Genomic DNA, 23157 nt, shown 5'->3' with positions numbered 1-23157 from the left:
GGGCCGTTTCGCTGAACGCGATGGCGAAGAAAGCACGGCCATCGACTGGATGGGTACGTTGCGTGCAAAACGCAATATGCCATTCGATGCCAAGCATCTTCGCTTTCGACGCACGCACGCAGACGCCGCAGCATTGCATTGCTTCGTGCTCGATTGCTCCGGCTCCATGCTGGCGCGCGAACGCTTGGCCCGTGCAAAAGGCCTGCTCGTTGCCTTGTTCGATCGCGCCTATCGTGAGCGTGCGGAAGTGGCGCTGGTGTGTTTCGGCGGCGGGCGCGCGGAAGTGCGACGTCAGCCGGGCGCGGCGCATTGGTGGAACGAGCGCTGGATTGCGCCGATCGGCGGCGGTGGGGGCACGCCAATTAGTTTGGGACTCCAAAGCGCGACGAATGTGCTGGAACGTGCTGCACGCCGCAAGCCCGCGCAGAAGCGCTGGCTCTGGTTATTGACCGATGGACGCACCAACGAGACGCCCGCCGTGCCGCATGGCGCGGATCGTATCGTCGTGGTGGATTTCGATGAAGGCTTCGCGCACGCAGGACGTTGTGAGACGTTCGCGCGCGCGTGGCGAGCCGAGTACGTTCACTCGAACGCACTCGCTCATTCGTACCAGCGCGGCGTATAAACCCACTCGCCGACACGCCGCGTCGTCGATGAACCGACGATCACCATCGTGCGCATATCCACGAGTTCGCTGCTCAATTCGCCGAGCGTGATGATGCGCAAGGTCTCGCCCGGACGCCCGATATCGCGGCCTAAAACCACGGGCGTGTTGGCATCGCGATGTTGCCGTACGGCTTCGATGGCGCGATCGAATTGCCACGGCCGTGCCTTCGAAAGCGGGTTATAAAAGGCCATCACCAGATCGGACTGACCCGCCAGCGCGATCCGTTTTTCGATCACGTCCCACGGCTTCAGATTGTCCGATAACGACAGCACGCAGAAGTCGTGACCCAGCGGCGCACCCGCACGCGCCGCCGTTGCCAGCGAAGCGGAAACGCCGGGGACCACCGCGAGTTTTACTGCATGCCATTCCGGATTCGATTCGAGCGCTTCGAGCACGGCGGCGGCCATCGCAAAGACGCCCGGATCGCCCGACGATACGACCACCACGCGTCGTCCCTCGCTTGCCAGTTCGAACGCATGACGCGCGCGTTGTAACTCTTCGCGATTGTCCGTCATATGCGCGCGCTGATCGGCGCGCAAGGGACCGGCCATGCGCACATAAGTCTCGTAGCCGAGGACGTCTTGCGCATCGGCGAGTGCGGCTTTTGCGGCGGGCGTCATGAGTTCCGCGCTGCCGGGACCGAGGCCGATCACGGTCAGCGTGCCGCGCGCGTGGCCGATCGTTTCGATATCGACCGGCGCATCCGATACATGTAGCGCGACACCGTGGGCATTCAAGGCCTGCGTGGTATCGAACGGTATGTTGTGTGCAAAACGCAACGGCACATTGAATACTCGCGCGGCCGTTTCCAATGATTCCGTCGATGCACGCGCCACGATTCCCGCCAGCGCAAGCGGCGCAAGTTCGAACGATCGCAACGCATCGCGCAGGCGTTCGATTACATCGGATGACGAAGCATCTTCGATCCATGCCACGATGCAGCGAGGATGAATCACGAGTCCTTCGGCATTCGCTCGCGGCGTCACGCGCACCACGCGATCGGCGTCTTCAGAGCGTGGCAAATCAGCATGATCGAGCCACGGCGCATGACCTTCTATCCGCACCGATTCACCGCTCAGCAAATCCGACACAAAACGCTTGCCGTGCTCGATATCGGCCAGTGCGTAACCTTGCGGCGGCGCAAGCAGGCACGTACCGAAGCGTAACTCACCGCTGGTTGTAATCGCAGGCGCAACATCCAGCGTTTCGCCGATTTCGCGCGCGAGTACGTTCACGCCACTCATTCCGCCGAGCAGGGGCACGACCGCGCTGCCGTCTTGCGCAACCGCGAGCACCGGCGGTTCAGCGCTCTTATCCGCCAGCGACACAGCCAAGGCGCGAATCACGATGCCCGCCGAACACAACGCAACGATAGGCGTCCCTGTGGCATAAAGCTCACGCACATGCGCGCCAAACTCTTCATACGCGATATCCGCCTGCACGCGGCTGGCAAGCGCATGCACGAGCGCTTCGGGATAGCGCGCCTGAATACGGCGCGCAGTATCGAGCGCCGCGCTTCCCAGAATGACGATCGCCAGCTTCATGCCTGCCATTTGGTCCCCGGTACGACGAGCAGCGAGAAATAGGGCGATGCCATCGGATCGACTTCATCGAGCGGCACGATACGCTGATTCGCCATCGTCGCGCGTTCCACGTAATGCGCGCGTGTGTCGAGGCCGAGTTCGGCAAGCACGCGCCGCACTTTTTCGAAGTTTCGTCCGAGTTTCATGATGACGGCGGCATCTGCAGTTTGAAGTCGCGTCTTTAGTTCGGTTTCCGAAAGAACGCCAGACAACACCGACAAACTTTGATTGCGATACACCAGCGGCAAGCCCAATACCGCGACGCCGCCCAGCATCGAACATACGCCGGGTACGACATGCGCGTCGAATTGCGTGGCAAGCCGGTCGTGCAGATACATGTACGAGCCGTAGAAGAACGGATCGCCTTCGCAGATCACGGCGACGTCGCGGCCCGCTTCCAGGTGACCGGAAAGCGTGAGCGCGGATTCATCGTAGAAATTGCTGACGATCGTCTCGTAACACAGCGGCGGTTCGAGCGCTTCGGTGGTCACGGGATAGACCAGCGGCAAGCGCGTCTGCGACTCGTCCAGATGCGATTCGATGATGCCGAACGCGTTGCCTTTCTTGCCCTTCGCAACGAAATAAGCGACCACGGGCGCGGCTTTCAGCAAGCGCAGCGCTTTTACCGTGATGAGTTCCGGATCGCCGGGGCCGACGCCGAGGCCATAGAGCCGTCCCTTGGTCATTCGGCCTCCGAAGCAAGTGCGTTCACTGCGGCAGCGGCCATCGCGCTGCCGCCGCGCCGTCCGAGCAGCGCGACGAAGGGCACGCCACGGCTATCCGCTGCGAGCATTGCTTTCGACTCCGCCGCGCCGATGAAACCGACCGGAAAGCCCAGAATCAGCGCGGGTTTCGGTGCGCCCGCGTCGAGCATATCGAGCAGATGAAACAGCGCAGTCGGTGCATTGCCGATGGACACGATCGCGCCTTCCATGTGCGGTCGCCATAGTTCGAGCGCGGCAGCGGAGCGCGTATTGTTCATGGCGCGGGCGCGTTCGGGAACGGTGGCATCGCTGAGGGTGCAGATGACGCGATTATCGGCGGGCAGGCGCGCACGCGTGATGCCTTCGGCGACCATGCGTGCATCGCACAGAATCGGCGCGCCGTGGGCGAGCGCCGCGCGACCCGCTTTTCCCGCGCCCGGCGAGAAGCGCAGATCGCCGACGATATCGACCATGCCGCACGCATGAATCAGGCGCACGGCGAGCTTTTCCAGATCGTCAGGAATACTGGATAGATCGGCTTCGGCGCGAATGGTCGCGAACGACTGGCGGTAGATTTCCGCGCCGTCGCGGATATAGTCAAGCATCGGCATGGCTCCGGGCGAGCCGTGCGGCCGCCTCTTCAATGGTGAGCGCGCGTGCTTCGAGCCGCGCGTGTTGATACAGGTCGTAACGGCCGGGCGCGACTGTGAGCAGCGTGGTTTCGACTGGGCGTGCCGCCGCGCAGGAGCGTTCGCAACCGGTTAGATGAACTTCGCAATTGTCGGGCAAAAGCGCAGCGAGTCGTTCGGCGTCAGCTTTGGTATCGGCGTGGCTTTTGATGCAGCCCGATGAACCCGCGCATGCAATGATGCGCGCGAAGGGCGCGTGCGGATCGGTGGCGAGGCCGAGTGCGTTTAGACGCGCGAGCGTGTCTTCTGAGCCTGAAGGAATAAGCACGCTCTGCCACGGCGTGACGATGATTCGATCGAAGAGACTCGCGAGCGCTTCGAGCGTGGCTGCATCGATACGGCCCAGCGGTAACTGCGCGCCGACATAGCCGTCATGCGCGCCAAGCCTGAGCGATGCATCGACAGGCGCACGCCGCCATTCGGGCGCTAGCGTGATCGAAAAAGCCAACGCTTCGACAAAAGATGTGGTGCCGATGCGTCCAAGCACATCGCGCATACGCTTTTCTTCGGGCAATGCAAAGCGAAGAAACGCATGCAGCACAGCCACGACGAACGGCACGATATCAGCCGAATCAATCACGCCCGCAGCGGGCGAATCATCGGCGCGATGCGGCATCGAGCCTGCAAAACCGAACGCGTAACGCGCGCCGTCATCCAACGATGAAAGCCACAGATCTTGCGGATGATCGAGCATCGCAAGGCGCTCGCCGCTATCGAGTTGCAACGCGAATTTCGGCGATAAGGCTTGCAATGCGATGTCGCGCTGCAATGCATCCAAGATGCAAAATGCAAGCGCGCGTGTCGTGTCGCTGGCAAGCGGACTCAGCATGAGATTGCGCAGATCATCGCCATTGACGTGCGCCGGTCCGAGGCCGGCATCGAAGGCAAGTTGAATCAGATGCGCGTGCGCATCGTCACTAATGCCGCGCAATTGCAGATTCGCGCGATTGGTCACCTCGATCACGCCCGAGCCGCATTCACGCGCCGCACGCGCCACTGCACGCGCCTGTTGCGCCGACATCTCGCCGCCCACAAGCCGCAGGCGTGCAAGACCGCCATCGCGCGCGGGCACGATACGCATCAGGCCCGGACACGCGGACGGGCGCGATGTCGTAACAGGCGAACTCGGAGCGGATGAAGTCAAAAGCATGACCCGTGGGCCGGTCGAAATCAGTGGCAGTGGAGCGAGGAATCGCTGCGTACAATTGCGGGGCAGGCACGGATTTCCGTGTTCCCTTTTAAGCGCTTGCTAGCATGTTTTCATGCCGCGAAAAGCATGAAGGGCACTGATGATCGGCTGTATTATGCCCGCTTTTATGGACCTTCAGACCGCTTCGCGTATCACGCAAATCACGCAAGCGTCCCGCAACATGTTGAAAGGAGATGGCGCATGTCCCCTTGGCTGACGGTAGTGGGAATCGGCGAGGACGGTTGGCACGGGCTTTCGCGCGAATCGCGCCGCGCGCTGCTCGACGCCCGCGCCATTCACGGCGGCGAGCGTCATCTCGCCTTGCTGCCCGCGCGTGTGGCCGCACGCCGCGTGCCGTGGCCCAAACCCTTTTCTATCGATGCCGTGCTCGCCGAACACGCGAACGGCGTCGAATCGGTCTGCGTGCTCGCAAGCGGCGACCCGATGTGCTTCGGCGTCGGCGCGACGCTCGCGCGTGAAGTCACCGCCGATGAAATGCGCGTGATTCCCGCGCCTTCTTCACTGTCGCTGGCTGCGGCGCGCTTGCATTGGGCCTTGCAGGATGCGGCGTGTGTATCGCTGGTTGGAAGGCCGGTGGCGTCGCTGTTGGCGCATATGTTTCGCGGCGCGCGGCTGCTCGTATTGAGCGCGGATGGCGGCACGCCCGCCGCGATTGCATCGATTCTGATGGCGCACGGATTCGGGCCGAGCCGCATGACCGTGTTCGAGCATCTGGGCGGCGCGAACGAACGGCGTATCGATGAACGGGCGGACGATTGGCGCGAGCCGATGGTCGCCGCGCTCAATCTGGTGGCGATCGAATGCCGCACGCATGCGGGGCACGCGGGTCCGCCGCTGACGCCCGGTTTGCCCGACGATGCGTATCGGCATGACGGTCAGTTGACCAAGCGCGATGTGCGCGCCGTGACGCTCGCGCATCTCGCGCCGCAACCGGGCGAATTGCTGTGGGACGTGGGCGCGGGATGCGGTTCCATCGGCATTGAATGGATGCGGGCGCATGTGGCGTGCCGCGCGATTGCGATCGAATCGAACGGCAGCAGGCAGCGTCTGATCGAACATAATCGCGACGCGCTCGGCGTGCCTGCATTGCAACTCGTCCGAGGTGAAGCGCCGGATGCGCTCGATGGTTTGCCCGCGCCGGACGCGGTGTTTATCGGCGGCGGCGTGACCGCGCCCGGCGTGCTCGATGCGTGCTGGTCGCGCTTGCGGCAAGGCGGCCGGCTGGTGGCGAACGCAGTGACGCTGCAAAGCGAAATGGCGCTGGTGCAATGGCGCGCGACGCATGGCGGCGAGTTGACGCGCATTGGCATTGCGCAGGCCGAACCGCTCGGCAGTTTCGATACCTGGCGTCAGGCGCTTCCGATCACGCTGCTGCACGCGAGCAAAGCGTGATGCGCATGCTCTTGCTCGGCGGCACCGGCGATGCGCTTGCCATCGCGCGCACGCTCGATATGCCGCACGTTTATAGCCTCGCGGGCCTTGCACGCGTGCCAACCGATTTGAAATGTGCGGTACATGTCGGTGGTTTCGGCGGCGTGGCGGGACTCGTGACGTATCTGCGCGAAGAAAACATCGACATCGTGATCGATGCGACGCATCCGTACGCGGCGCAAATGAGCCGCCACGCGCGTGAGGCGTGCACGATTGCATCGACAAAATTGTGGGCGGTGCGGCGTCCGGCGTGGCAGCAACAAAAGGGCGATGATTGGCGTGACGCGGCGGATTGGCACGGCATCATTGAGCAGATCAAAGCGTTTGAACGGCCGTTGTGGACGCTCGGACGCGAGCCGCTTACGCATCTGCACGAGATTCCCGAATCGCAATTCTGGACGATCCGCTGTCTCGATCCACAGCCAGGCAACGCGCGCGCGAAGATTATCGATGCGCGCGGCCCGTTCGATATCGACGGCGAACGCGCCTTATTCGATGCGGCGCGTATCGATATCGTCATCAGCAAAAACAGCGGCGGGCGCGCGACGGAAGCGAAACTCGCGGTGGCGCGCGAACGCGGCTTGCCTGTCGTGATGCTGAAACGTCCCGCATTGCCCGCCGCCGACCGCGAATTCGACGATGCCGCCAGCCTCGTCGCTCATCTTCACTCGATCTTATGACCATCTATTTCATCGGCGCCGGACCGGGCGATCCCGAACTCATCACGGTCAAAGGACAACGGCTGATTCGCACTTGTCCCGTGATTCTGTACGCCGGTTCGCTCGTGCCGGAGCAAGTGCTCGACGGACATCGCGCGCATAGCGTGGTGAACACCGCTGAACTCGATCTCGATGCAATCGTCGCGCTGTTACAGCAAGCGCATGCAAAAGGCGAAGACGTCGCGCGCGTGCATTCCGGCGGTCCGTCGCTTTACGGTGCGATCGGCGAGCAGATTCGGCGTCTGAATATGCTTGGGATTCCGTATGAAATCGTTCCCGGCGTGACGGCGACAGCGGCGTGCGCGGCCACGCTTGGGCGCGAACTGACGCTGCCGGGCATTTCGCAGACCGTCATTCTCACGCGCTACGCCACCAAAACGTCGATGCCGGAAGGCGAAGCGCTCGCGGATCTGGCGCGTCATCGCGCGACCATGGCGATTCACCTCGGCGTGCGTCATATCGAGCGGATCGTCGCGGATCTCACGCCGCATTACGGCGCGGATTGTCCGGTGGCGGTGGTGTTTCGCGCGAGTTGGCCGGATGAGGAGCGTGTGACGGGGACGCTTGAGGATATCGCCGGGAAAGTGCAGGCGTCGGGAATGGAGCGGACCGCACTGATTCTGGTCGGCACAGTGCTCGATGCTGCCGATTTCGCAGATTCGACGCTTTATGCGCCTGAGGAAACTTTACCAACCATCACCAAACCCCCGATTTGAAACGGTTATTTGCATCTTTTCAGATGCTGCAATGCGGCGATTGCGGGTAAACTCTCATTCCTCAGAGTGGTTCCCTTTTATCGTCCTGCGCGTCGCCGCCGCAGGCTTTTACCGCACGCTGCATGTCGGAAAAATCACAACGTCTCGTCGAGCTGGACTTCTTTCGTGGGCTGGTGTTGCTCATCATCGTCGTCGATCACATCGGCGGGAGCATGGTTTCGCGCTTTACGCTGCACGCGTTCGCGCTGAACGACGCAGCGGAAGTCTTCGTGTTTCTCGGCGGATTCGCCACCGCGACCGCATATCTGTCGATGGCGCGCCGCCGTTCCGAAAGCGCCGCGCGCGTGCGATTCCTGAAACGATCGTTCGAAATTTATCGTGCTTTTCTCGTCACCGCCGCGCTGATGCTGGCCGCGAGCTTCCTGCTGCGTCCGCTGTTCGGCCACGCGCCGAATCTCGCGCTCCACGATCTCGACAGTCTGATTTCCGAGCCGGTTGCGTCCATCGCGCAAATTCTGACCTTCGAGCGCCAGCCGTATCTCGCCGCCGTTCTGCCGATGTACGCGCTGTTCGCGTTGTTCGTGCCGCTGATCTTGCCGCTGGCCCGCAGCAAACCGTGGTTGCTGCTAGGCCTGAGTCTCGCGTTGTGGGCGTTCGCGCCGGGAATCGGCGAATATATGCCTTCCGTCGATGACAACCTCTGGGACTTCAACCCCGCCGCCTGGCAACTGATGTTCGTGCTCGGCGTGCTGGCCCGCGCGCAGCCGATTTATCAGCGTGTCAGTGCGCACAAGCTCGGCTGGGCAGTAAGCGCGGGTGCGGTCGCGCTGATCGCCGGGATGGCGTATTACAAGCTGCTGGTGCTGCCGCCGGCGCTGGACAGCGCGTTCAAGCGCGATCTCGCCGGCGTGCGCGTCATCAATTTTCTGGCGATTGCGTGGATCGCGACGAATCTGGCGCGCTATGGCGTGATCAAACGAATTGCATCGCGCCTGCCGTGGGTCGGCGCGGTGGGGCGCGACGGCATGGCGTGCTTCGTGATGGGAACCGTGATTTCGCTGACCGTCGATTCGATTCTGTTCACGCTGACGGACGGCCTCGTCAACGTCCCTGCGGGCCTCGCAGGTGACGCCATCGCGATTTCGCTGCTGCTCGCCGTACCGCAAGTGCGTCAACCGATGATGGGGTGGTTCGCATCGAAATGGCGTGCGCCTGCGCCGAGAGCGGTGGCTATCACGGACAACCGATAAAGACTGGCGAGAGCGATCTCGCCGTTTTTATTTCTTGAAATCGCAACTAACGGTCTGAAATTTCGGCACCGGTAAATTCGAGGCACAAAGCTTGCAATAAGCAGGGCCGGATAAGCAAAAACCAACCAAAACGGACCTGCCATGCTCAAACTTGCCATTCTTTTCGCCATTATTTCCGTCGTTGCCGGTCTGTTCGGCTTCACGCGCGTCTCGTCGGGCGCAGCGGGCATCGCGAAAATTTGCTTTGTAATCTTCCTGATTCTGTTCGTCGTGTTCCTGGTGCTCGCGATTACAGCCGGTTCGCTGGTCTTGTAACTGACTGGCAAAGCAGCCGAAACCGCGCGCTTTCTCGCATCGACCGGGATAGGCCGACGGTGCTACATTCGCAGACGGAGACGCTCACGCGACCGCCCGCCGACCGGCGCGGCGGCGCATGAGCCAAAAGTAGCGAACAGGAGAGCGCGATGCAGCATGCCATCGGCGCGGCTTTGCGGCCGGCACAGCACGACGTCATTCACGCGTCGCACGAGCGCTCGGCCACCTTTGGCCTTTTTTCGACGATGCGTCCCGATTACGCCGTCCTGAGCGGCGCGGAACTCGCCACCAAGCTCGACGAAAGCCATGCGCTGTTCGCCCACGCGCGACCGGTGATGGAAACGCTCTACGCGCAGATCGCCAATACGCACAGCATGATCGCGCTCACGGATGCGAGCGGCCTGATCCTCCATTCGCTCGGCGATGACGATTTTCTGGCGCGCGCGCAAAAAGTCGCACTGCGCGCGGGCGCGGTGTGGAGCGAGGAACATCAAGGGACGAACGCCATCGGTACGACCATCGCGGCGCGTGAAGCGGTCACCGTGCACGGCGATCAGCACTATCTGCGCGCCAATCATTTTCTGACCTGCTCGAGCGTGCCGATCCTCGATCCGCGCGGCAATCTGAGCGGCGTTATCGACGTGACGGGCGATCGGCGCGGCTATCACCAGCACACGATGGCGCTCGTGAAAATGTCCGGCCAGATGATCGAAAACCGGCTGATCGCCGCCACGTTCAGCGATGGCGTGCGCATCCACTTTCATAGTCGTCCGGAGTTTATCGGCACGTTGATGGAAGGCATCGCCGTATTCGATCTCGACGGGCGTTTGCTGTGCGCGAATCGCAGCGCGCAGTTTCAGCTTGGCGTCGAACTCGGGCCGCTGCGCGGACAAACGCTCGGCTCGCTGTTCGGCGTGAATATCGACGAGATGATTGCGCGCGCGGGCGAACCGGCGGCGCGGCTGGAATTGCATAGCGGCGTCGGCGTATTTGCGACCGTGGAATATCACGCGCGACCGGTTTTCAGCACGCCAAAACCGGCCGTCAAATCCAGTCTCGCCGAACTCTGCACCGGCGACGCGCAGATGCAGGATATCGTCGATCGTGTGCGCAAGATCATCGGCAAGAACATTCCGATTCTGATCGGCGGGGAGACGGGCGCGGGCAAGGAAATGCTCGCGCGCGCCATTCATCGCGACTCGCTGCGGCGCGCGGGGCCGTTTATCGCGGTGAATTGCGCGTCCTTGCCGGAGACGCTGATCGAATCGGAATTGTTCGGCTATGCGCAGGGCGCGTTCACGGGCGCGGCGCGGCGCGGTGCGGCGGGCAAGATCGCGCAGGCGAACGGCGGCACCTTGTTTCTCGATGAAATCGGCGATATGCCGCTCGCGCTGCAAAGCCGTCTGCTGCGTGTATTGCAGGAACGCGTGGTCGAACCGCTCGGCGGTGCGCGCGCGGTGCCGGTGGATTTCACGCTGATTTGCGCGAGCAATCGGCGGCTGCGCGATCTGGTGACGCGCGGGGAGTTTCGCGAGGATTTGTATTACCGCGTGAACGGGCTGTCGGTGACGTTGCCGCCGCTGCGCGAACGCTCGGATTTGCGCGCGGCGGTGCTCAATATGCTGCGCACCGAATGTTGCGATGAACGCGCGGTCGGTATCGACGAAGAAGTGTTTGCGCTGTTCGAGCGGCATCGCTGGCCGGGCAATTTCCGGCAGTTGAGCAACGTGCTGCGCACGGCAAGCGCGATGCTCGACGATCACGAAGCGCGTATCCGCATCGAACATTTGCCGCGTGATTTCGTGGAGGAGATGGACCACGAGGACGCATTGATGCCGATGAAACCCGACGCGCGCCTCGCCGATATCGAAGCCGATGCCGTCGCCGCCGCGATCGAAACGCATGGCGGCAACGTATCGGCGGCGGCGCGGGCGTTGGGCGTGTCGCGCACGACGATATATCGAAAGTTGCGCGTTTAGGGCAGTTAAGGCAGTTCAGGCGCGCGCGATGTCTCGTCCGGCAACGCGCCACTGTGATCTTTCAGCGCCACGCCCGTCAGCTTCACGCGACGCGCTTCGTTCAAGAGCCAATGCAGTTTGAACGCGGCCGCGTCGTAAGGCAGTCCTTCGGGCCGCACGTTCGATATGCAATTGCGCTCTGCATCGCTTCTGCCGGTGCGCGGCGCGTACGTCACGTAAAGCCCGAGACTGTCGGGCGAACTCAGGCCCGGCCGCTCGCCGATCATCACCACGACCATCTTCGCCCGCATCAATTCGCCGATGCAGTCGCCCAGCGCGACCCGCGCCTGCGTCGCGATTACGATCGGCGCGATATTCCAGCCATCGAGCTTCGTGCGCAGGCCTTTTAAAAGCGGCACCGCATGACGTTGCGCAGCGAACGCGGACAGGCCATCGGCGATAACGAAAACAACGTCTGGATCGCTGGCGTGTTGCGCCAAATGCGCGGCGCTTTCATCGCTCAGACGACGTCCCAGATCCGGGCGACGCAAGTAATGATCGCGATCCGGCGCGGCGCTCGCGGCTTGCAGCGTGTCGAAGCCCGCGTGCTTGAGCGCTTCCGACAAGGCTTGCGTATCGAGCGGTTCATGCACGGCGTCGCGCGCCTGCGCATGCGCGAGTTGGAACGCCAAAAGCGGCGCGGTCGGCAAGCTGTTGCCCGCGCGTCCGAGCGCAATGCGCGCGTTCGTGAAGCGCCTGAGCGCGTCCCACGGGTCGGCGTTCGTCATGCTTCGATCCATTCGAGCAAAGGTTGACGCGACGCGCTCAGCAGCGCGCCTTGATCGTTCGTCACGCGCATTTTTTGCAGCCACGCTTCGAATTCCGGCGCGCGTTTCAGATTCAGCACGCGGCGGATATAGAGCGCATCGTGAAAGGACGTGCTTTGGTAGTTGAGCATCACATCGTCCGCGCCGGGAATGCCCATGATGAAGTTCACGTTGGCCGCGCCCAATAGCGTGAGCAGCGTGTCCATATCGTCCTGATCGGCTTCGGCGTGATTCGTGTAGCAAATATCGCAGCCCATCGGCACGCCGAGCAGCTTGCCGCAGAAATGATCTTCGAGTCCGGCGCGAATGATTTGCCGGCCATCGTATAAATATTCCGGGCCGATAAAACCGACCACCGTATTCGTCAGCAGCGGCTTGAATCGCCGCGCGACCGCGTAGGCGCGCGCCTCGCAAGTCTGCTGATCGACACTGTGATGCGCGTTTGCCGATAGTGCGCTGCCTTGCCCCGTTTCGAAGTACATGACGTTGTCGCCGACCGTGCCGCGTTTGAGCGATTGCGCCGCGTCGTGCGCTTCTTCGAGCAGCTTGAGCGTGACGCCGAAGCTCGCGTTCGCCGCTTCCGTGCCCGCAATCGACTGAAACACCAGATCGACCGGCGCGCCCTGTTCGATGGCCGTGAGCGTATTGGTCACGTGTGTCAGTACGCAGGACTGCATCGGCACGTCGTAGCGCTGGCGGAAGTCGTCCATCATCGCCAGCAATTTGCCGATGGCGGCGGGCGAATCCGTGGCGGGATTGATGCCGATGACCGCATCGCCGCAGCCGTAGAGCAGGCCGTCGAGCATCGATGCGGCGATGCCTTTGACATCGTCGGTCGGATGATTCGGTTGCAGGCGCACGGAAAGGTGGCCGGGCAGGCCGACCGTGGTGCGAAACCGCGTGATAACCGGCCGCTTTTTGGCAGCGAGAATCAAATCCTGATTGCGCATCAGCTTGGAAACGGCGGCGGCCATTTCCGGCGTGATGCCCGAGGTCGCGGCTTCGAGCGCGGCGGTATCGGTGGTATCGGCGAGCAGCCATTCGCGGAATTCGCCGACCGTCAGATGCGCGATGGGCGCGAAGGCTTGGGCGTCGTGGGTATCGAAAATCAGGCGCGTGACTTCGTCGCTTTCGTAGGGAATGAGCGCATCGTCGAGAAAGCTGCGCAGCGGCAGGTTCGCGAGCGCCATTTTTGCGGCCACGCGCTCTTCTTCCGTCGATGCCGCCACGCCCGCGAGTTCATCGCCCGAGCGTCGCGGGCTGGCGCGTGCGAGCAAAGTCTTCAGATCATCGAAGCGGTAACGGCGCGCGCCGATCGTCTCGAACCAGGACATCGCCATTTCTCCCGTTGCGGGTCACGATTCTCATACTGTAGCCGTTTCGCCCGCGCGCCAAAAAAAGCCCGCCCACGCCGATTGACGCGCCCATGCGATAATTTTTGGCCTCTTTTGCTTCCCGCCGCCCGTGAAAAGCCTGCTCGTTTCCCTCGACCGATTGCGCGATTTCGACGATATCGTCGATGTCCGCACGCCGCTCGAATTCGCCGAAGACCACGTGCCCGGCGCAATCAATGCGCCTGTGCTCAGCAACGAGGAACGCGTGATCGTCGGCACGATGTACGCGCAGGTTTCGCCGTTCGAAGCGACGCGCGTGGGCGCGGCGATGGCGGCGCGCAATATCGCGCATCACATGGACACGATTTTTGCGGGCAAGCCGCGCAACTGGCGTCCGCTGATTTATTGCTGGCGCGGCGGCAAGCGCTCCGGTTCCATGACGGCCATGTTCAATATGGTCGGCTGGCAGGCGCGGCAGCTCGAAGGCGGCTACAAGACGTATCGGAGGGAGGTGCTGGATCGGCTGACGACTTTGCCGGCGCGTTTTCGTTATGTCGTGTTGATCGGGCATACGGGCAGCGGCAAGACGCGTTTGCTTCATGCGCTGAACGAAGCGGGCGCGCAAGTGCTCGATCTCGAAGGCATCGCGGCGCATCGCGGTTCGCTGCTGGGCGGCTTGCCGGGGCACGCGCAGCCGTCGCAGAAAGCGTTCGATTCTGCCTTGATCGGCGCGTTGAGCGCCTTCGATCCGGCCTTGCCCGTGTTCGCGGAAGCGGAAGGGCGGCGTATCGGTTCCATCACCATGCCGGATGCGATGCTCGCGAGTCTGCACGCGGCTTCGTGCGTGGAAGTGTCGGCGCGGCGTGAAGATCGCATCGCGTTTCTGTTGCAGGATTACGCGCATCTTTTCGATGACCGCGCGTTCCTCAAAGCGCAATTATCGAAGTTCATCGGGCTGCATAGCCGCGAGCGCGTGGCGCACTGGCATCGACTGATCGATGATGATGCGCGCGCCGAGCTGTCCGCTGAACTCATCGACCAACATTACGATCCGGCGTACGCTCGCAGCAGTCGCGCGCTGTACACGCATTTGCCGCACGCAAGCCGCATCCTGTTCCGCCCGAACGATGCCGACAGCATCGATCAGGCGAAAGCTTTGCTCGCGCAGCTTGCCGAGACCACGCCGGTACTGGGCTGACTTTTTTATCGACAATTCAAACGTTATGAATAACGCGCTCCCTCACTCTCGCGTCTCGCGCGGCTGGCTGGTGTTTTTGCTGATCGCCGTGGTCGGACTGTTCTACGTGAAGTGGTTTCCGTACTACAACCGCGCGTTCGTCGCGGCGAGCCAGCATTCCATCGGCAAGTCGATTCTGATGGGCACGTCTGCGACAGCGCCCGCGCCGTCGTGGCAGGCCGCGCTCGATTACGCGCTCGCCTACGGCAAGGCGATCTGGCAGGCGATGGTCTTAGGCCTTTTGCTCGGCTCGGCCGTGCAGGCGCTGATTCCGCCGCGCTGGGTCGCGCGGGCGCTGGGCGAGCACAACTTCGGCAGCGTCGTGAATGGCGGGCTGATGTCGCTGCCGGGCATGATGTGCACGTGTTGCGCGGCGCCGGTCGTTGCGGGTTTGCGTGCGCGCGAAGCTGCGCCGGGCGCGGCGATCGCGTTCTGGCTCGGCAATACGGTGCTCAATCCGGCCGCGCTGGTGTTTATGGGCTTCGTGCTCGGCTGGCAGTGGACTGGCTTGCGGCTGATTCTCGGCGCGCTGATGGTGTTCGGCCTCGGCTACGCGGTGAATCGGATGGTGGCGCCTGAGCAAGCGGCGAAATCGCGCGAGACACTTGCCAAGCTGGTCGATGAAGACGTGCCCGGCACCGCGTTCGCGCGCTGGCTGAAGATTCTCGGCCGCATGAGCGTGCGGCTGATTCCCGAATACATCGTGCTCGTGCTGTTGCTCGGCGCGGCGCGGGCGTGGCTGTTTCCGCATATCGGACCGGATATCGGCAATTCGGCGTTGTGGATCGTGGCGTTTGCCATCGCCGGCATGTTGTTCGTGATTCCGACCGCAGGCGAAGTGCCCATCATTCAGGCGATGCTGTCGCTCGGCATGGCCGCCGGTCCCGCGGGCGCGTTGCTGATGACCTTGCCACCCGTCAGTCTGCCATCGCTCGCGATGTTGGGGCGCTCGTTCTCGACGAAGGTGCTGACGTTCGTGGCGGTGTCGGTGGTGGGGTTAGGGATTGTTGCGGGCGCGCTGGCGGCCATGTTGTTCTAGTGAATCGAAGCCCCCAGCTTAATCAGCAACTTGAACGGCAGCGCGAGCAACATCGCGCCGCCGACGCCCGCCATCCACAACGCGACGAACCACGACAGCTTCCTGACTCGCTCAGTGATAGTGATGTTCACCATGTCGCACCTTCCCTCTGAAAACCCAATAGCCCAGCGTCGTATAAGCGATGATGACGGGCAATATCACCGCCGCACCGACGATCGTGAATAGCTGGCTGGAGCGCGGCGCGGCCACATCCCACAGCGAGACGCCGGGGAAAATCTCGTGCGGCGAAATGCTCAGCACCAGCCCCGTATAACCGAGGAACACGAAACCGAGCGCCATCGCGAACGGCCACGTTTCGTGCTTCGAATTGATCGATCGACGCATCAGGTAAGCACATGCGGCGACCAGAATCGGCACCGGCAACATGCGATAGAACCACGCTGTATCGAACCAGCGCGACGCGATGCCCGCGTCCTGCAACGGCGTCCAAATACTGACGACGGCAATCGTCGCGAGTTGCAGCAGCGTCAACGGCCACACCACGCGATACATCCGCCGCTGCAAATCGCCTTCGGTTTTGGCGATCAGCCAGCACGCGCCGAGCAGCGCATACGTGATGACCAGCGCCGCGCCCGTGAAGATCGCGAAGGGCGAGAACCAGCCGAAGGCATCGCCGGAAAAGCGGCCATCGGCGACGGGAATGCCATCGAGAAACGCGCCGAGCCCCACGCCCTGAAAGAACGTCGCGCCCGCCGATCCGCCGATAAAGGCAAGGTCCCACATGTGTTTCGTGCGCTGCGCCTTCGCGCGAATCTCGAACGACACGCCCCGAAAAATCAAGCACACGAGCATCAAAATGAGCGGCAGATACAGCGCGGACAGCACGGTCGAATAGACCATCGGGAACGCGGCGAACAATGCCGCGCCGCCGAGCACGAGCCACGTTTCATTGCCATCCCAGACGGGCGCGACGGTGTTCATCATCACGTCGCGGTCGTGTTGATCGGGGAAGAACGGAAACAGAATGCCGATGCCGAGATCGAAGCCATCGAGCACGACGTACATAAACAGGCCCAACGCGATGATCGCGGCCCACGCAACGGTGAGATCCATAAACTCAAGCTCCTTCGATGGATTGATGCGGCAAGCTCAGCGGACGACGCGCGTTGCCATCGTGCGAACCAGGCACTTCGGTTTGCGATCCCGGCAACGCGGGACCATGACGCAGCAGCTTCAGCAAGTAGTAGATGCCGGTGCCGAAGACGATCGAATAGACGATCACAAACGCCAGCAGCGACACGCCGACTTGTTGCGCGGTGACGGGCGAGACGGCATCGGCGGTGCGCATCACGCCGTAGACGACCCACGGCTGACGGCCCGCTTCGGTGGTGATCCAGCCCGCCAGCAGCGTAATGAAGCCGCTCGGTCCCATGAACAACACGAAGCGATGGAAACAGCGCGCATCGAATAATTTGCGTTTTCGATGCAGCAGCCACGCGGCGATCGACATCAGAATCATCAGCACGCCAAGACCCGCCATCACGCGGAAGGTCCAGAAAATCAGCGTCGAATTCGGGCGATCTTCCTTCGGGAACGTCTTCAGGCCACGTATTTCGCCATCCCAACTATGGGTGAGGATCAGGCTGCCGAGATGTGGAATTTGTACGGCATACTTAGTAGTTTCCGCTTCCATATCCGGAATGCCGAAGAGGTTCAGCGCGGTGCCGCCTTTCTCCGTTTCCCAGATACCTTCGATCGCCGCGATCTTCGCGGGCTGATACTTACGCGTGTTGAGACCGTGCGCGTCGCCGACTACAGCTTGAATGGGCGTCAGTACGAGCAGCAGCCAGAGCGCCATCGAAAAAGTCTTCTTGATGGCCGGATCGCGGCGGCCTTTCAGCAGATGCCACGCGCCGGTCGCAGCCACCACCAGCGCCGCGACGATAAACGCCGCAATTGCCATATGCGCCAGTCGATACGGAAACGACGGATTGAAGATGATCGCGAACCAGTCCACCGGCACGACATGATCGCCTTCGATGCGAAAGCCCTGCGGCGTCTGCATCCAGCTATTCGAGGCGAGAATCCAGAACGTCGAAATAAGTGTGCCGATGGCGACCATCAACGTCGCGCCGAAGTGTGCTTTCGGGCCGACTTTGTTCCAGCCGAACAGCATGATGCCGAGGAAGCCTGCTTCGAGAAAGAACGCGGTCATGACTTCGTATGTGAGCAGCGGGCCGGTGATCGGACCGGCGAAGCTGGAGAAGCCGCCCCAGTTGGTGCCGAATTCGTAGGCCATCACGACGCCCGACACTACGCCCATGCCGAACGCGACCGCGAATACTTTCGACCAGAACAGACACAGTTCCTTGTAGACGGGTTTGACGGTCTTGAGCCACGCGCCTTCGAGCACGGCAATGAAACTCGCCAGACCGATGCTCAAAGCAGGAAAGATGATATGAAACGAGACGGTGAACGCGAACTGGATGCGCGCCAGATCGAGTGCTTCGGGAGTGGAGTGCATGATGGTTTTCGATGCGTAAAACGGGCTTTGACGAGGCGCAGATTAGTCCTATTTCGAGAGATGTGTTGCGATGCGTCAGACAATGCGCAGCGCGCGAAAATGCCGCAGTTTCAGGCGGTTCTGTGCGTATCCGATTGATTGGTTTATGTTTTTGAGATTGGCGCGGAGATCTGCGCGACGATCGAGGCGCGTTTTTTGCGACAATCGACCGCACTGCGTCATGACAAGTTGCCGCACTTGGAAAGCCGGTGCGCAGAGGCAGTGAAACGAACTTTGACGCGCGATCGAGATAAGCCCATCGTCGCGCGCGAGTACCATAATGGGTTTTGTGCGCGAGCATCGCGCGAGCGGGACGGAGAACACTATGCGCCTCGATGACGAAGCAGAAAGTCAGAACGTAGAAGACCGGCGCGGCGGAGGCGGAGGCTTCCGAATGGGCGGCGGATCGATCGGTATCGGCACGATCGTGGTGGCGCTGGCAGCCTCGTATTTTTTCGGCATCAATCCGATGACCATCATCAACGGCGCGCAGGTCTTGCAGCAGAGCGCGCCTCAGCAGCAAGCGCGTCCATCGAACGCGCCGCCTGCGAACGATGCCGGCGCGGTGTTCGTGCGCCGCGTGCTCGGCAACACCGAACGCACGTGGCAGCACATTTTTCGCACGCAGTTCAATCAGGACTATCCGGCGCCCAAGCTCGTGATGTTCACGGGCGGCACGCAGACCGCCTGCGGGCGCGGCGAAACCGCGATGGGTCCGTTCTACTGTCCGGCGGATCGCAAGGTGTATATCGATCTTTCGTTCTACCGCGAATTGCGCGACCGCTTCGGCGCGAGCGGCGATTTCGCGCAGGCGTATGTGATCGCGCATGAAGTCGGGCATCACGTGCAGAACGTGCTCGGCATCATGAACAAGGTCGATGGCGCGAAGTCGCGCATGTCCGCTGCGCAGGCGAACGCGCTGTCGGTGCGCGTCGAGTTGCAGGCCGATTGCTTCGCGGGCGTGTGGGCGAATGTCGCTCAACAGGACAATGCCAAGCTGATCGAACCGGGCGATTTCGAGCAGGGTTTGAATGCGGCAGGCGCGATCGGCGATGACCGTTTGCAGCAGCAATCGCAAGGGCGCGTGGTGCCTGAAGCGTTCACGCACGGCACGAGCGCGCAGCGTCAGCGCTGGCTGCGTCGCGGTTTATCGACCGGTGATGTGCGTCAGTGCGATACCTTCTCGGCGCAATCGCTTTAAGTGCATTGAATACGCGGCGACGGATTTTCATCGACTTATTCAGCGACTTACAATCGCTGACAGCCCGTTCGCCGCGAATTCTTTAGAATCGCGGGTTTTCCGGCGCGTTGTTCGAAACATAGCGACGGCTTAACGGAGCATTCAAGCACCTTCCATGAAGCGCATTCTGATCGTCAAAGTCACGTCGCTCGGCGATATCGTCGAGACGCTGCCGGTCGTGTCCGACCTGCGGCGCGCTTTTCCCTCCGCGAAAATCGACTGGGCCGCCGACGCTGCCTTCGCCGATATCATCCGCTGGAATCCGGGCGTCGATCGCGTGCTGAGCGCGCCTTTGCGCAAGTTCAAGAAGGCGCGCAACTGGAACGATCTGAAGGATATCGCGGCGTCGATCGGCGAATTGCGCGCGGAAAAGTACGACGTCATTGTCGATATTCACGGCGTGTACAAGAGCGCGATCATCGCGTTCATTGCGCGCGGGGCGGAGCGCTTTGGTTACCTCAACAAGGATCTCGGTGAGCGCGGCGCGGCCTTCGCCTACAACCGCCGATTCGGTCCGCGTCCGCTGACGGATGCGTGGCGCGGCATGCGCGTGAGCGTCGCGGATGCGCTCGGCTATCGTTTCGATGAAACGCCCGACTACAACATTCGTTTGCCCGCGCTCGACCACGATCTGAATATCCCGCGCGGCAAACCGATCGCCATGCTGTTCCACGCGACATCGGCCGATGTGAAGAAGTGGCCGAAGGACCATTGGGCTGAAGTGGGGCGCTGGCTTGTCGAACGCGGCTATACGATCGCGCTGCCGTGGGGCACGGAATCGGAGCAGGGCGAAGCGCAGGCAATCGCCGCGCTCGTGCCTGGAGCGCTCGTGCTGCCGAAACTGACAGTCGAAGAATGCGCGAACTGGATTCAGGCGGCGGAACTCGTCGTCGGCACGGATACGGGTTTGGTGCATCTCGCGCATGCCTTGCAGCGACGCACGGTGATGCTGTTCGCGGCGACGTCGCGCGAGCATTTCGGCATCAGCGCGCCGGGGCGTTCGGTGTCGGTCGGCGATCACGATGCATCGCCGAATGTGGCGCAAGTGCTCGCGGCTATCGAACGCGTTGCGCAGACTCAGTCGGAGTCGGGCGCGATCGTTCGCTAACATCGGCTATCGCCCGATGTTTATGCGCATAAAACTTTTTATGAGATAACGCAATCGCGGGCTGAGTAAGAACGACTGTTCGCGTGAATAAAAAGGGACACTATCGTAAAAGTTGCCGTGGGGCTCTTGACGAAATTTTGTCTTTTCAGGACGATTGCAAAAAACGCTTAAAACCAAAACGCAAATGTCCGAAGATAACGTCGCTCCAGCAGGGCCGGCGCTTGTTCGCCTCGGTCCGTCAGATGTGCCCGTGAATTCACCCCTGGATTGGCCGATCCAGGCAGCAGATGGGGCACTCCTTTTCGAAGTGGGAACCGTCGTGCCCGACGAGGGTGCGCGATCGTTCCTCTTTCAGCAATTCGAGCTATATCGCCCCGCAGACGAACCTCCGCCGGCGGCGGCAAAGGACGACGGTTCGAAGGACGAGCCGATCGGACTCGATGGGATCGGCTTGATGATTGGCGGGCGCGTCGGCCTGCGCGGCACGGGCACGACCGGCTCCGCGATGTACGCGAGCCGCGTGATCGGCTTTTCGAATCCGCGCCGCAACGGCGAGCGATCACTCTTCATCACGCAACCGACAATGGCTGGCTTCGGCCCGCTCAATCTGTCGCGCGGCGAGCAGGTGGAACTGGTCGCGCTGACGGGCAAGGGCGTGTTCCGCTTCACCTGCACCGTCGATGCCACCAGCCGCGAGCCGTTCAATTACGTCGTGCTCTCCGCGCCCGGCACGATTCGCCGCTTGCGCGCCCGCAAATTCGCGCGTATGCCGACGCGGCTGGCCGCGCGCTTCGCTCCGGAAGGCGCGGCGGAAAGCGACTGGCAACTGGCACGCGTGAGCGACATCAGCCCGTACGGCATGTCGCTGACCGTCATGACCGTGACCGCGCGCGTGGGCGATCGCCTTCAGGTGTCGTTCCACTTCAACACGGACGGCATGGACGTACTCGTCGATGCTGTCGCTGTCGTGCGGCACGTCGGCGAGCCGGAGGCGGCCACGGGTTTCGTGGCCTACGGGCTGGAATTCGAAGCGCTGGAGCCGTCGCAGCGCATCGCGTTGAAGTCGTTCATGGCGGAGCACAGCTAAACGCGCAGGTTTAGATTCAGCCTTCCGGAAAGCCGTCAGGGAACAGCCGCTGAATGGCCGATTCGAAATGCTGAATCGGCGCAGCGCCGCGTAGCGCGATGGGCGGCGGCGGCTCCTGGCTGGGCGCGCCATCGCGCGAAAGTACGGCGAACGGCACGCCGCTTACGCCGAGCTTTTTCGCGAACTCTTCGTCTTCGATGACGAGATCGGTGTACGTGCCGTCATCGAGCGATTCTTCCAGCAGTTCCGGATCGATGCCGCACGTCGCAGCGATATCGAGCAGCGCGTCCGCGTCGCCGATATCGATACCTTCCTCGAAGTACGCCTTGAAGATCGCGCGATGCACGACGTCGTATCGCCCGGATTCGCGCGCGAACATGGCGGTTTCGAAGGCTTTGCGGCTGCGCGGCGCGACCGGCGGCATGCGCATCAGCAGACCGCGCTCGTCAGCGAGCGGCACCACCGAATTTTCCCAACTCGTCACGATGGACTCGCTGTTCGGATCGGGCAGCGGCGTGGGTTCCGGGCGCAGTTCGAACGCGTGCCAGCGGATTTCCACGGCTTCACCGTAGGCGTTGCGCAGTTGGTCGAGCACGGGCGTTTCGAGATAGCAGAAAGGACACGTGAAGTCGGACCAGACGTCGATGAAGAGTGTGGGGGTGGATGCCATGAAAGCCTCGGAAAACAGATGATTTGACGCGCGAAGCTATAGCCAGTGCGACTTGTGCTTGCTGCGAAAACCGATATGTTATCGCGCGCCGTTTTGTACCGCTCCGTTGAGGTCCTGCAAAATCGAAAGCGTCGCCAATGCACGCGCCCGCTGCACACCCCCGCTGCACCCCGCGACCGCTTCCGCTAGGATCTGACACGATGCGTCGCAAATCGCATCCGACAACACCATCGATCACCGCGCGCCGGCCGGCTAAAAGCAGGCACGCCGCGTGCGAAAACATTTATCGCAATTCCACTTCCCAGCTTTGGAGAACTCTCGTGCAAAAGACTGCATCGGCAAAATGGAGCGGCGGTATCAAGGACGGCAAAGGTTTTATTTCGACGCAAACCGGCGTGCTAAACGAAGCGCCGTATGGCTTCAAATCGCGCTTCGAGGAAGGTCCGGGAACGAATCCGGAAGAGTTGATCGGCGCGGCGCACGCGGGCTGTTTCACCATGGCGCTGTCGCTGCAACTGGAGATGGCCGGCATGAAGGCCGAAAGCCTGGAAACGAAATCGACCGTCACGCTCGACAAGGACGGCGAAGGCTTCACGATCACCGCCTGCCAACTCGACCTGAAGGCGAAGATTCCCGGCGCCGACAAAGCCGCGTTCGATAAAGCCGCGCAAGCCGCGAAGGAAGGCTGCCCGGTATCGAAACTGTTCGCGGGCAATGCAAAGATTACGTTGAACGCTGAATTGGTCTCTTAATCACGACAAGAGACGAAGCACAAACGCGGACGCGCATTCCACGCCGTCCGCGTTTTTT

General features: G+C 62.0%; 23 protein-coding genes. 13 read left to right on the top strand and 10 right to left on the bottom strand.

Annotated elements, in window-relative coordinates; translation table 11 throughout:
* Window positions 1-49 precede the first annotated feature (49 nt).
* Entirely contained in the window at window positions 50-625 is a 576-nt protein-coding gene (locus tag P7F28_RS10900) for a VWA domain-containing protein (protein ID WP_277184492.1), read from the top strand.
* Here P7F28_RS10900 and cobJ read toward each other — a convergent pair.
* From cobJ to cobG, 4 genes are read right to left on the bottom strand one after another with little or no spacing between them, the layout of a single operon-like run.
* The gene (gene cobJ / locus P7F28_RS10895) at window positions 601-2211 is read right to left on the bottom strand and encodes a precorrin-3B C(17)-methyltransferase (RefSeq protein WP_277184506.1); all 1611 of its coding nucleotides are present in this window, start codon (window positions 2209-2211) and stop codon (window positions 601-603) included. The two genes, P7F28_RS10900 and cobJ, sit on opposite strands and share 25 nt — an antisense overlap.
* Window positions 2208-2936 (bottom strand): precorrin-2 C(20)-methyltransferase, encoded by a 729-nt coding sequence (locus P7F28_RS10890; protein WP_277184491.1) that lies wholly within the window; start codon window positions 2934-2936, stop codon window positions 2208-2210. The genes cobJ and P7F28_RS10890 overlap by 4 nt, the downstream gene beginning before the upstream one ends.
* Window positions 2933-3559, bottom strand: coding sequence for a precorrin-8X methylmutase (locus P7F28_RS10885; RefSeq protein ID WP_277184490.1), 627 nt, complete (start codon window positions 3557-3559; stop codon window positions 2933-2935). The genes P7F28_RS10890 and P7F28_RS10885 overlap by 4 nt, the downstream gene beginning before the upstream one ends.
* Entirely contained in the window at window positions 3552-4793 is a 1242-nt protein-coding gene (gene cobG, locus P7F28_RS10880; RefSeq protein ID WP_277184489.1) for a precorrin-3B synthase, read from the bottom strand. Before cobG ends, P7F28_RS10885 begins: the two co-directional genes overlap by 8 nt.
* 240 nt (window positions 4794-5033) lie before the next feature.
* Here cobG and cbiE point away from each other — a divergent pair, with 240 nt between their 5' ends.
* The 6 genes from cbiE (at window position 5034) to P7F28_RS10850 (ending at window position 11263) form a co-directional block, all read left to right on the top strand.
* Window positions 5034-6245: a precorrin-6y C5,15-methyltransferase (decarboxylating) subunit CbiE gene (gene cbiE, locus P7F28_RS10875; protein WP_277184488.1), complete on the top strand. Its 1212-nt coding sequence runs from the start codon at window positions 5034-5036 to the stop codon at window positions 6243-6245.
* Entirely contained in the window at window positions 6242-6964 is a 723-nt protein-coding gene (locus P7F28_RS10870; RefSeq protein WP_277184487.1) for a cobalt-precorrin-6A reductase, read from the top strand. The genes cbiE and P7F28_RS10870 overlap by 4 nt, the downstream gene beginning before the upstream one ends.
* Window positions 6961-7719 carry a precorrin-4 C(11)-methyltransferase gene (gene cobM / locus P7F28_RS10865; RefSeq protein WP_277184486.1) on the top strand — a complete coding sequence of 253 codons (759 nt, stop codon included), beginning with the start codon at window positions 6961-6963 and terminating at the stop codon, window positions 7717-7719. The genes P7F28_RS10870 and cobM overlap by 4 nt, the downstream gene beginning before the upstream one ends.
* Before the next feature lie 122 nt (window positions 7720-7841).
* Window positions 7842-8969 (top strand): OpgC domain-containing protein, encoded by a 1128-nt coding sequence (locus tag P7F28_RS10860; RefSeq protein WP_277184485.1) that lies wholly within the window; start codon window positions 7842-7844, stop codon window positions 8967-8969.
* A gap of 141 nt (window positions 8970-9110) precedes the next feature.
* Window positions 9111-9284: a DUF1328 domain-containing protein gene (locus tag P7F28_RS10855; RefSeq protein WP_277184484.1), complete on the top strand. Its 174-nt coding sequence runs from the start codon at window positions 9111-9113 to the stop codon at window positions 9282-9284.
* Window positions 9285-9433: 149 nt separating this feature from the next.
* Window positions 9434-11263, top strand: coding sequence for a sigma-54-dependent Fis family transcriptional regulator (locus P7F28_RS10850; RefSeq protein ID WP_277184483.1), 1830 nt, complete (start codon window positions 9434-9436; stop codon window positions 11261-11263).
* Window positions 11264-11268: 5 nt separating this feature from the next.
* Here the strand turns inward: P7F28_RS10850 and eutC are convergent, their stop codons facing one another.
* A complete protein-coding gene (gene eutC, locus P7F28_RS10845) occupies window positions 11269-12030 on the bottom strand; it encodes an ethanolamine ammonia-lyase subunit EutC (protein ID WP_277184482.1) in 762 nt (253 codons plus the stop codon).
* The gene (locus P7F28_RS10840; RefSeq protein ID WP_277184481.1) at window positions 12027-13403 is read right to left on the bottom strand and encodes an ethanolamine ammonia-lyase subunit EutB; all 1377 of its coding nucleotides are present in this window, start codon (window positions 13401-13403) and stop codon (window positions 12027-12029) included. The genes eutC and P7F28_RS10840 overlap by 4 nt, the downstream gene beginning before the upstream one ends.
* A gap of 130 nt (window positions 13404-13533) precedes the next feature.
* Between P7F28_RS10840 and mnmH the strand changes: the two genes are divergently transcribed.
* Together mnmH and P7F28_RS10830 are read left to right on the top strand one after the other, a co-directional pair.
* Complete coding sequence (gene mnmH, locus P7F28_RS10835) at window positions 13534-14601, top strand: tRNA 2-selenouridine(34) synthase MnmH (protein ID WP_277184480.1); 1068 nt, start codon at window positions 13534-13536, stop codon at window positions 14599-14601.
* A 25-nt stretch (window positions 14602-14626) separates the two neighbouring features.
* Entirely contained in the window at window positions 14627-15679 is a 1053-nt protein-coding gene (locus P7F28_RS10830) for a permease (protein ID WP_277184479.1), read from the top strand.
* On the opposite strand, the gene P7F28_RS10825 is transcribed toward P7F28_RS10830, so the two are convergent.
* Genes P7F28_RS10825 through P7F28_RS10815 form a run of 3 tightly spaced genes read right to left on the bottom strand, consistent with a single transcriptional unit; the run spans window position 15676 to window position 18203 of the window.
* Window positions 15676-15813: a hypothetical protein gene (locus P7F28_RS10825; protein ID WP_277184478.1), complete on the bottom strand. Its 138-nt coding sequence runs from the start codon at window positions 15811-15813 to the stop codon at window positions 15676-15678. The two genes, P7F28_RS10830 and P7F28_RS10825, sit on opposite strands and share 4 nt — an antisense overlap.
* Window positions 15791-16792, bottom strand: a complete 1002-nt coding sequence (cydB, locus tag P7F28_RS10820) for a cytochrome d ubiquinol oxidase subunit II (RefSeq protein ID WP_277184477.1) — start codon at window positions 16790-16792, stop codon at window positions 15791-15793. Before cydB ends, P7F28_RS10825 begins: the two co-directional genes overlap by 23 nt.
* Before the next feature lie 4 nt (window positions 16793-16796).
* Complete coding sequence (locus tag P7F28_RS10815) at window positions 16797-18203, bottom strand: cytochrome ubiquinol oxidase subunit I (protein WP_277184476.1); 1407 nt, start codon at window positions 18201-18203, stop codon at window positions 16797-16799.
* A gap of 364 nt (window positions 18204-18567) precedes the next feature.
* Between P7F28_RS10815 and P7F28_RS10810 the strand changes: the two genes are divergently transcribed.
* The 3 genes from P7F28_RS10810 to P7F28_RS10800 all read left to right on the top strand — a co-directional run bounded on the left by P7F28_RS10810 (window position 18568) and on the right by P7F28_RS10800 (window position 21677).
* Window positions 18568-19443 (top strand): neutral zinc metallopeptidase, encoded by an 876-nt coding sequence (locus P7F28_RS10810; RefSeq protein ID WP_277184475.1) that lies wholly within the window; start codon window positions 18568-18570, stop codon window positions 19441-19443.
* 154 nt (window positions 19444-19597) lie between these two features.
* Window positions 19598-20590 (top strand): lipopolysaccharide heptosyltransferase I, encoded by a 993-nt coding sequence (gene waaC, locus P7F28_RS10805; RefSeq protein ID WP_277184474.1) that lies wholly within the window; start codon window positions 19598-19600, stop codon window positions 20588-20590.
* A gap of 250 nt (window positions 20591-20840) precedes the next feature.
* Entirely contained in the window at window positions 20841-21677 is an 837-nt protein-coding gene (locus P7F28_RS10800) for a flagellar brake protein (RefSeq protein ID WP_277184473.1), read from the top strand.
* 16 nt (window positions 21678-21693) lie between these two features.
* Here P7F28_RS10800 and P7F28_RS10795 read toward each other — a convergent pair whose 3' ends face one another.
* The gene (locus tag P7F28_RS10795; RefSeq protein WP_277184472.1) at window positions 21694-22347 is read right to left on the bottom strand and encodes a DsbA family protein; all 654 of its coding nucleotides are present in this window, start codon (window positions 22345-22347) and stop codon (window positions 21694-21696) included.
* A gap of 320 nt (window positions 22348-22667) precedes the next feature.
* Here P7F28_RS10795 and P7F28_RS10790 point away from each other — a divergent pair, with 320 nt between their 5' ends.
* Window positions 22668-23099, top strand: a complete 432-nt coding sequence (locus tag P7F28_RS10790; protein WP_062255086.1) for an OsmC family protein — start codon at window positions 22668-22670, stop codon at window positions 23097-23099.
* The last annotated feature ends 58 nt before the right edge of the window (window positions 23100-23157 follow it).

This window comes from Caballeronia sp. BR00000012568055 (genome assembly GCF_029439455.1).
In the GTDB taxonomy this organism is placed as follows: Bacteria; Pseudomonadota; Gammaproteobacteria; order Burkholderiales; family Burkholderiaceae; genus Caballeronia.
The sequence above is the reverse complement of the archived record's forward strand: the minus strand, read 5'-3'. Positions and strand labels throughout refer to the sequence as shown.

What these genes read in the sequence shown, in the direction of transcription:
- P7F28_RS10900 (WP_277184492.1), top strand. Translation starts at nt 50, where the DNA reads ATGGGTACGTTGCGTGCAAAACGCAATATGCCATTCGATGCCAAGCAT.
- cobJ (WP_277184506.1), bottom strand. Translation starts at nt 2,211, where the DNA reads ATGAAGCTGGCGATCGTCATTCTGGGAAGCGCGGCGCTCGATACTGCG.
- P7F28_RS10890 (WP_277184491.1), bottom strand. Translation starts at nt 2,936, where the DNA reads ATGACCAAGGGACGGCTCTATGGCCTCGGCGTCGGCCCCGGCGATCCG.
- P7F28_RS10885 (WP_277184490.1), bottom strand. Translation starts at nt 3,559, where the DNA reads ATGCTTGACTATATCCGCGACGGCGCGGAAATCTACCGCCAGTCGTTC.
- cobG (WP_277184489.1), bottom strand. Translation starts at nt 4,793, where the DNA reads ATGCTTTTGACTTCATCCGCTCCGAGTTCGCCTGTTACGACATCGCGC.
- cbiE (WP_277184488.1), top strand. Translation starts at nt 5,034, where the DNA reads ATGTCCCCTTGGCTGACGGTAGTGGGAATCGGCGAGGACGGTTGGCAC.
- cobM (WP_277184486.1), top strand. Translation starts at nt 6,961, where the DNA reads ATGACCATCTATTTCATCGGCGCCGGACCGGGCGATCCCGAACTCATC.
- P7F28_RS10860 (WP_277184485.1), top strand. Translation starts at nt 7,842, where the DNA reads ATGTCGGAAAAATCACAACGTCTCGTCGAGCTGGACTTCTTTCGTGGG.
- P7F28_RS10855 (WP_277184484.1), top strand. Translation starts at nt 9,111, where the DNA reads ATGCTCAAACTTGCCATTCTTTTCGCCATTATTTCCGTCGTTGCCGGT.
- P7F28_RS10850 (WP_277184483.1), top strand. Translation starts at nt 9,434, where the DNA reads ATGCAGCATGCCATCGGCGCGGCTTTGCGGCCGGCACAGCACGACGTC.
- eutC (WP_277184482.1), bottom strand. Translation starts at nt 12,030, where the DNA reads ATGACGAACGCCGACCCGTGGGACGCGCTCAGGCGCTTCACGAACGCG.
- P7F28_RS10840 (WP_277184481.1), bottom strand. Translation starts at nt 13,403, where the DNA reads ATGTCCTGGTTCGAGACGATCGGCGCGCGCCGTTACCGCTTCGATGAT.
- P7F28_RS10830 (WP_277184479.1), top strand. Translation starts at nt 14,627, where the DNA reads ATGAATAACGCGCTCCCTCACTCTCGCGTCTCGCGCGGCTGGCTGGTG.
- P7F28_RS10825 (WP_277184478.1), bottom strand. Translation starts at nt 15,813, where the DNA reads ATGGTGAACATCACTATCACTGAGCGAGTCAGGAAGCTGTCGTGGTTC.
- cydB (WP_277184477.1), bottom strand. Translation starts at nt 16,792, where the DNA reads ATGGATCTCACCGTTGCGTGGGCCGCGATCATCGCGTTGGGCCTGTTT.
- P7F28_RS10815 (WP_277184476.1), bottom strand. Translation starts at nt 18,203, where the DNA reads ATGCACTCCACTCCCGAAGCACTCGATCTGGCGCGCATCCAGTTCGCG.
- P7F28_RS10810 (WP_277184475.1), top strand. Translation starts at nt 18,568, where the DNA reads ATGCGCCTCGATGACGAAGCAGAAAGTCAGAACGTAGAAGACCGGCGC.
- waaC (WP_277184474.1), top strand. Translation starts at nt 19,598, where the DNA reads ATGAAGCGCATTCTGATCGTCAAAGTCACGTCGCTCGGCGATATCGTC.
- P7F28_RS10795 (WP_277184472.1), bottom strand. Translation starts at nt 22,347, where the DNA reads ATGGCATCCACCCCCACACTCTTCATCGACGTCTGGTCCGACTTCACG.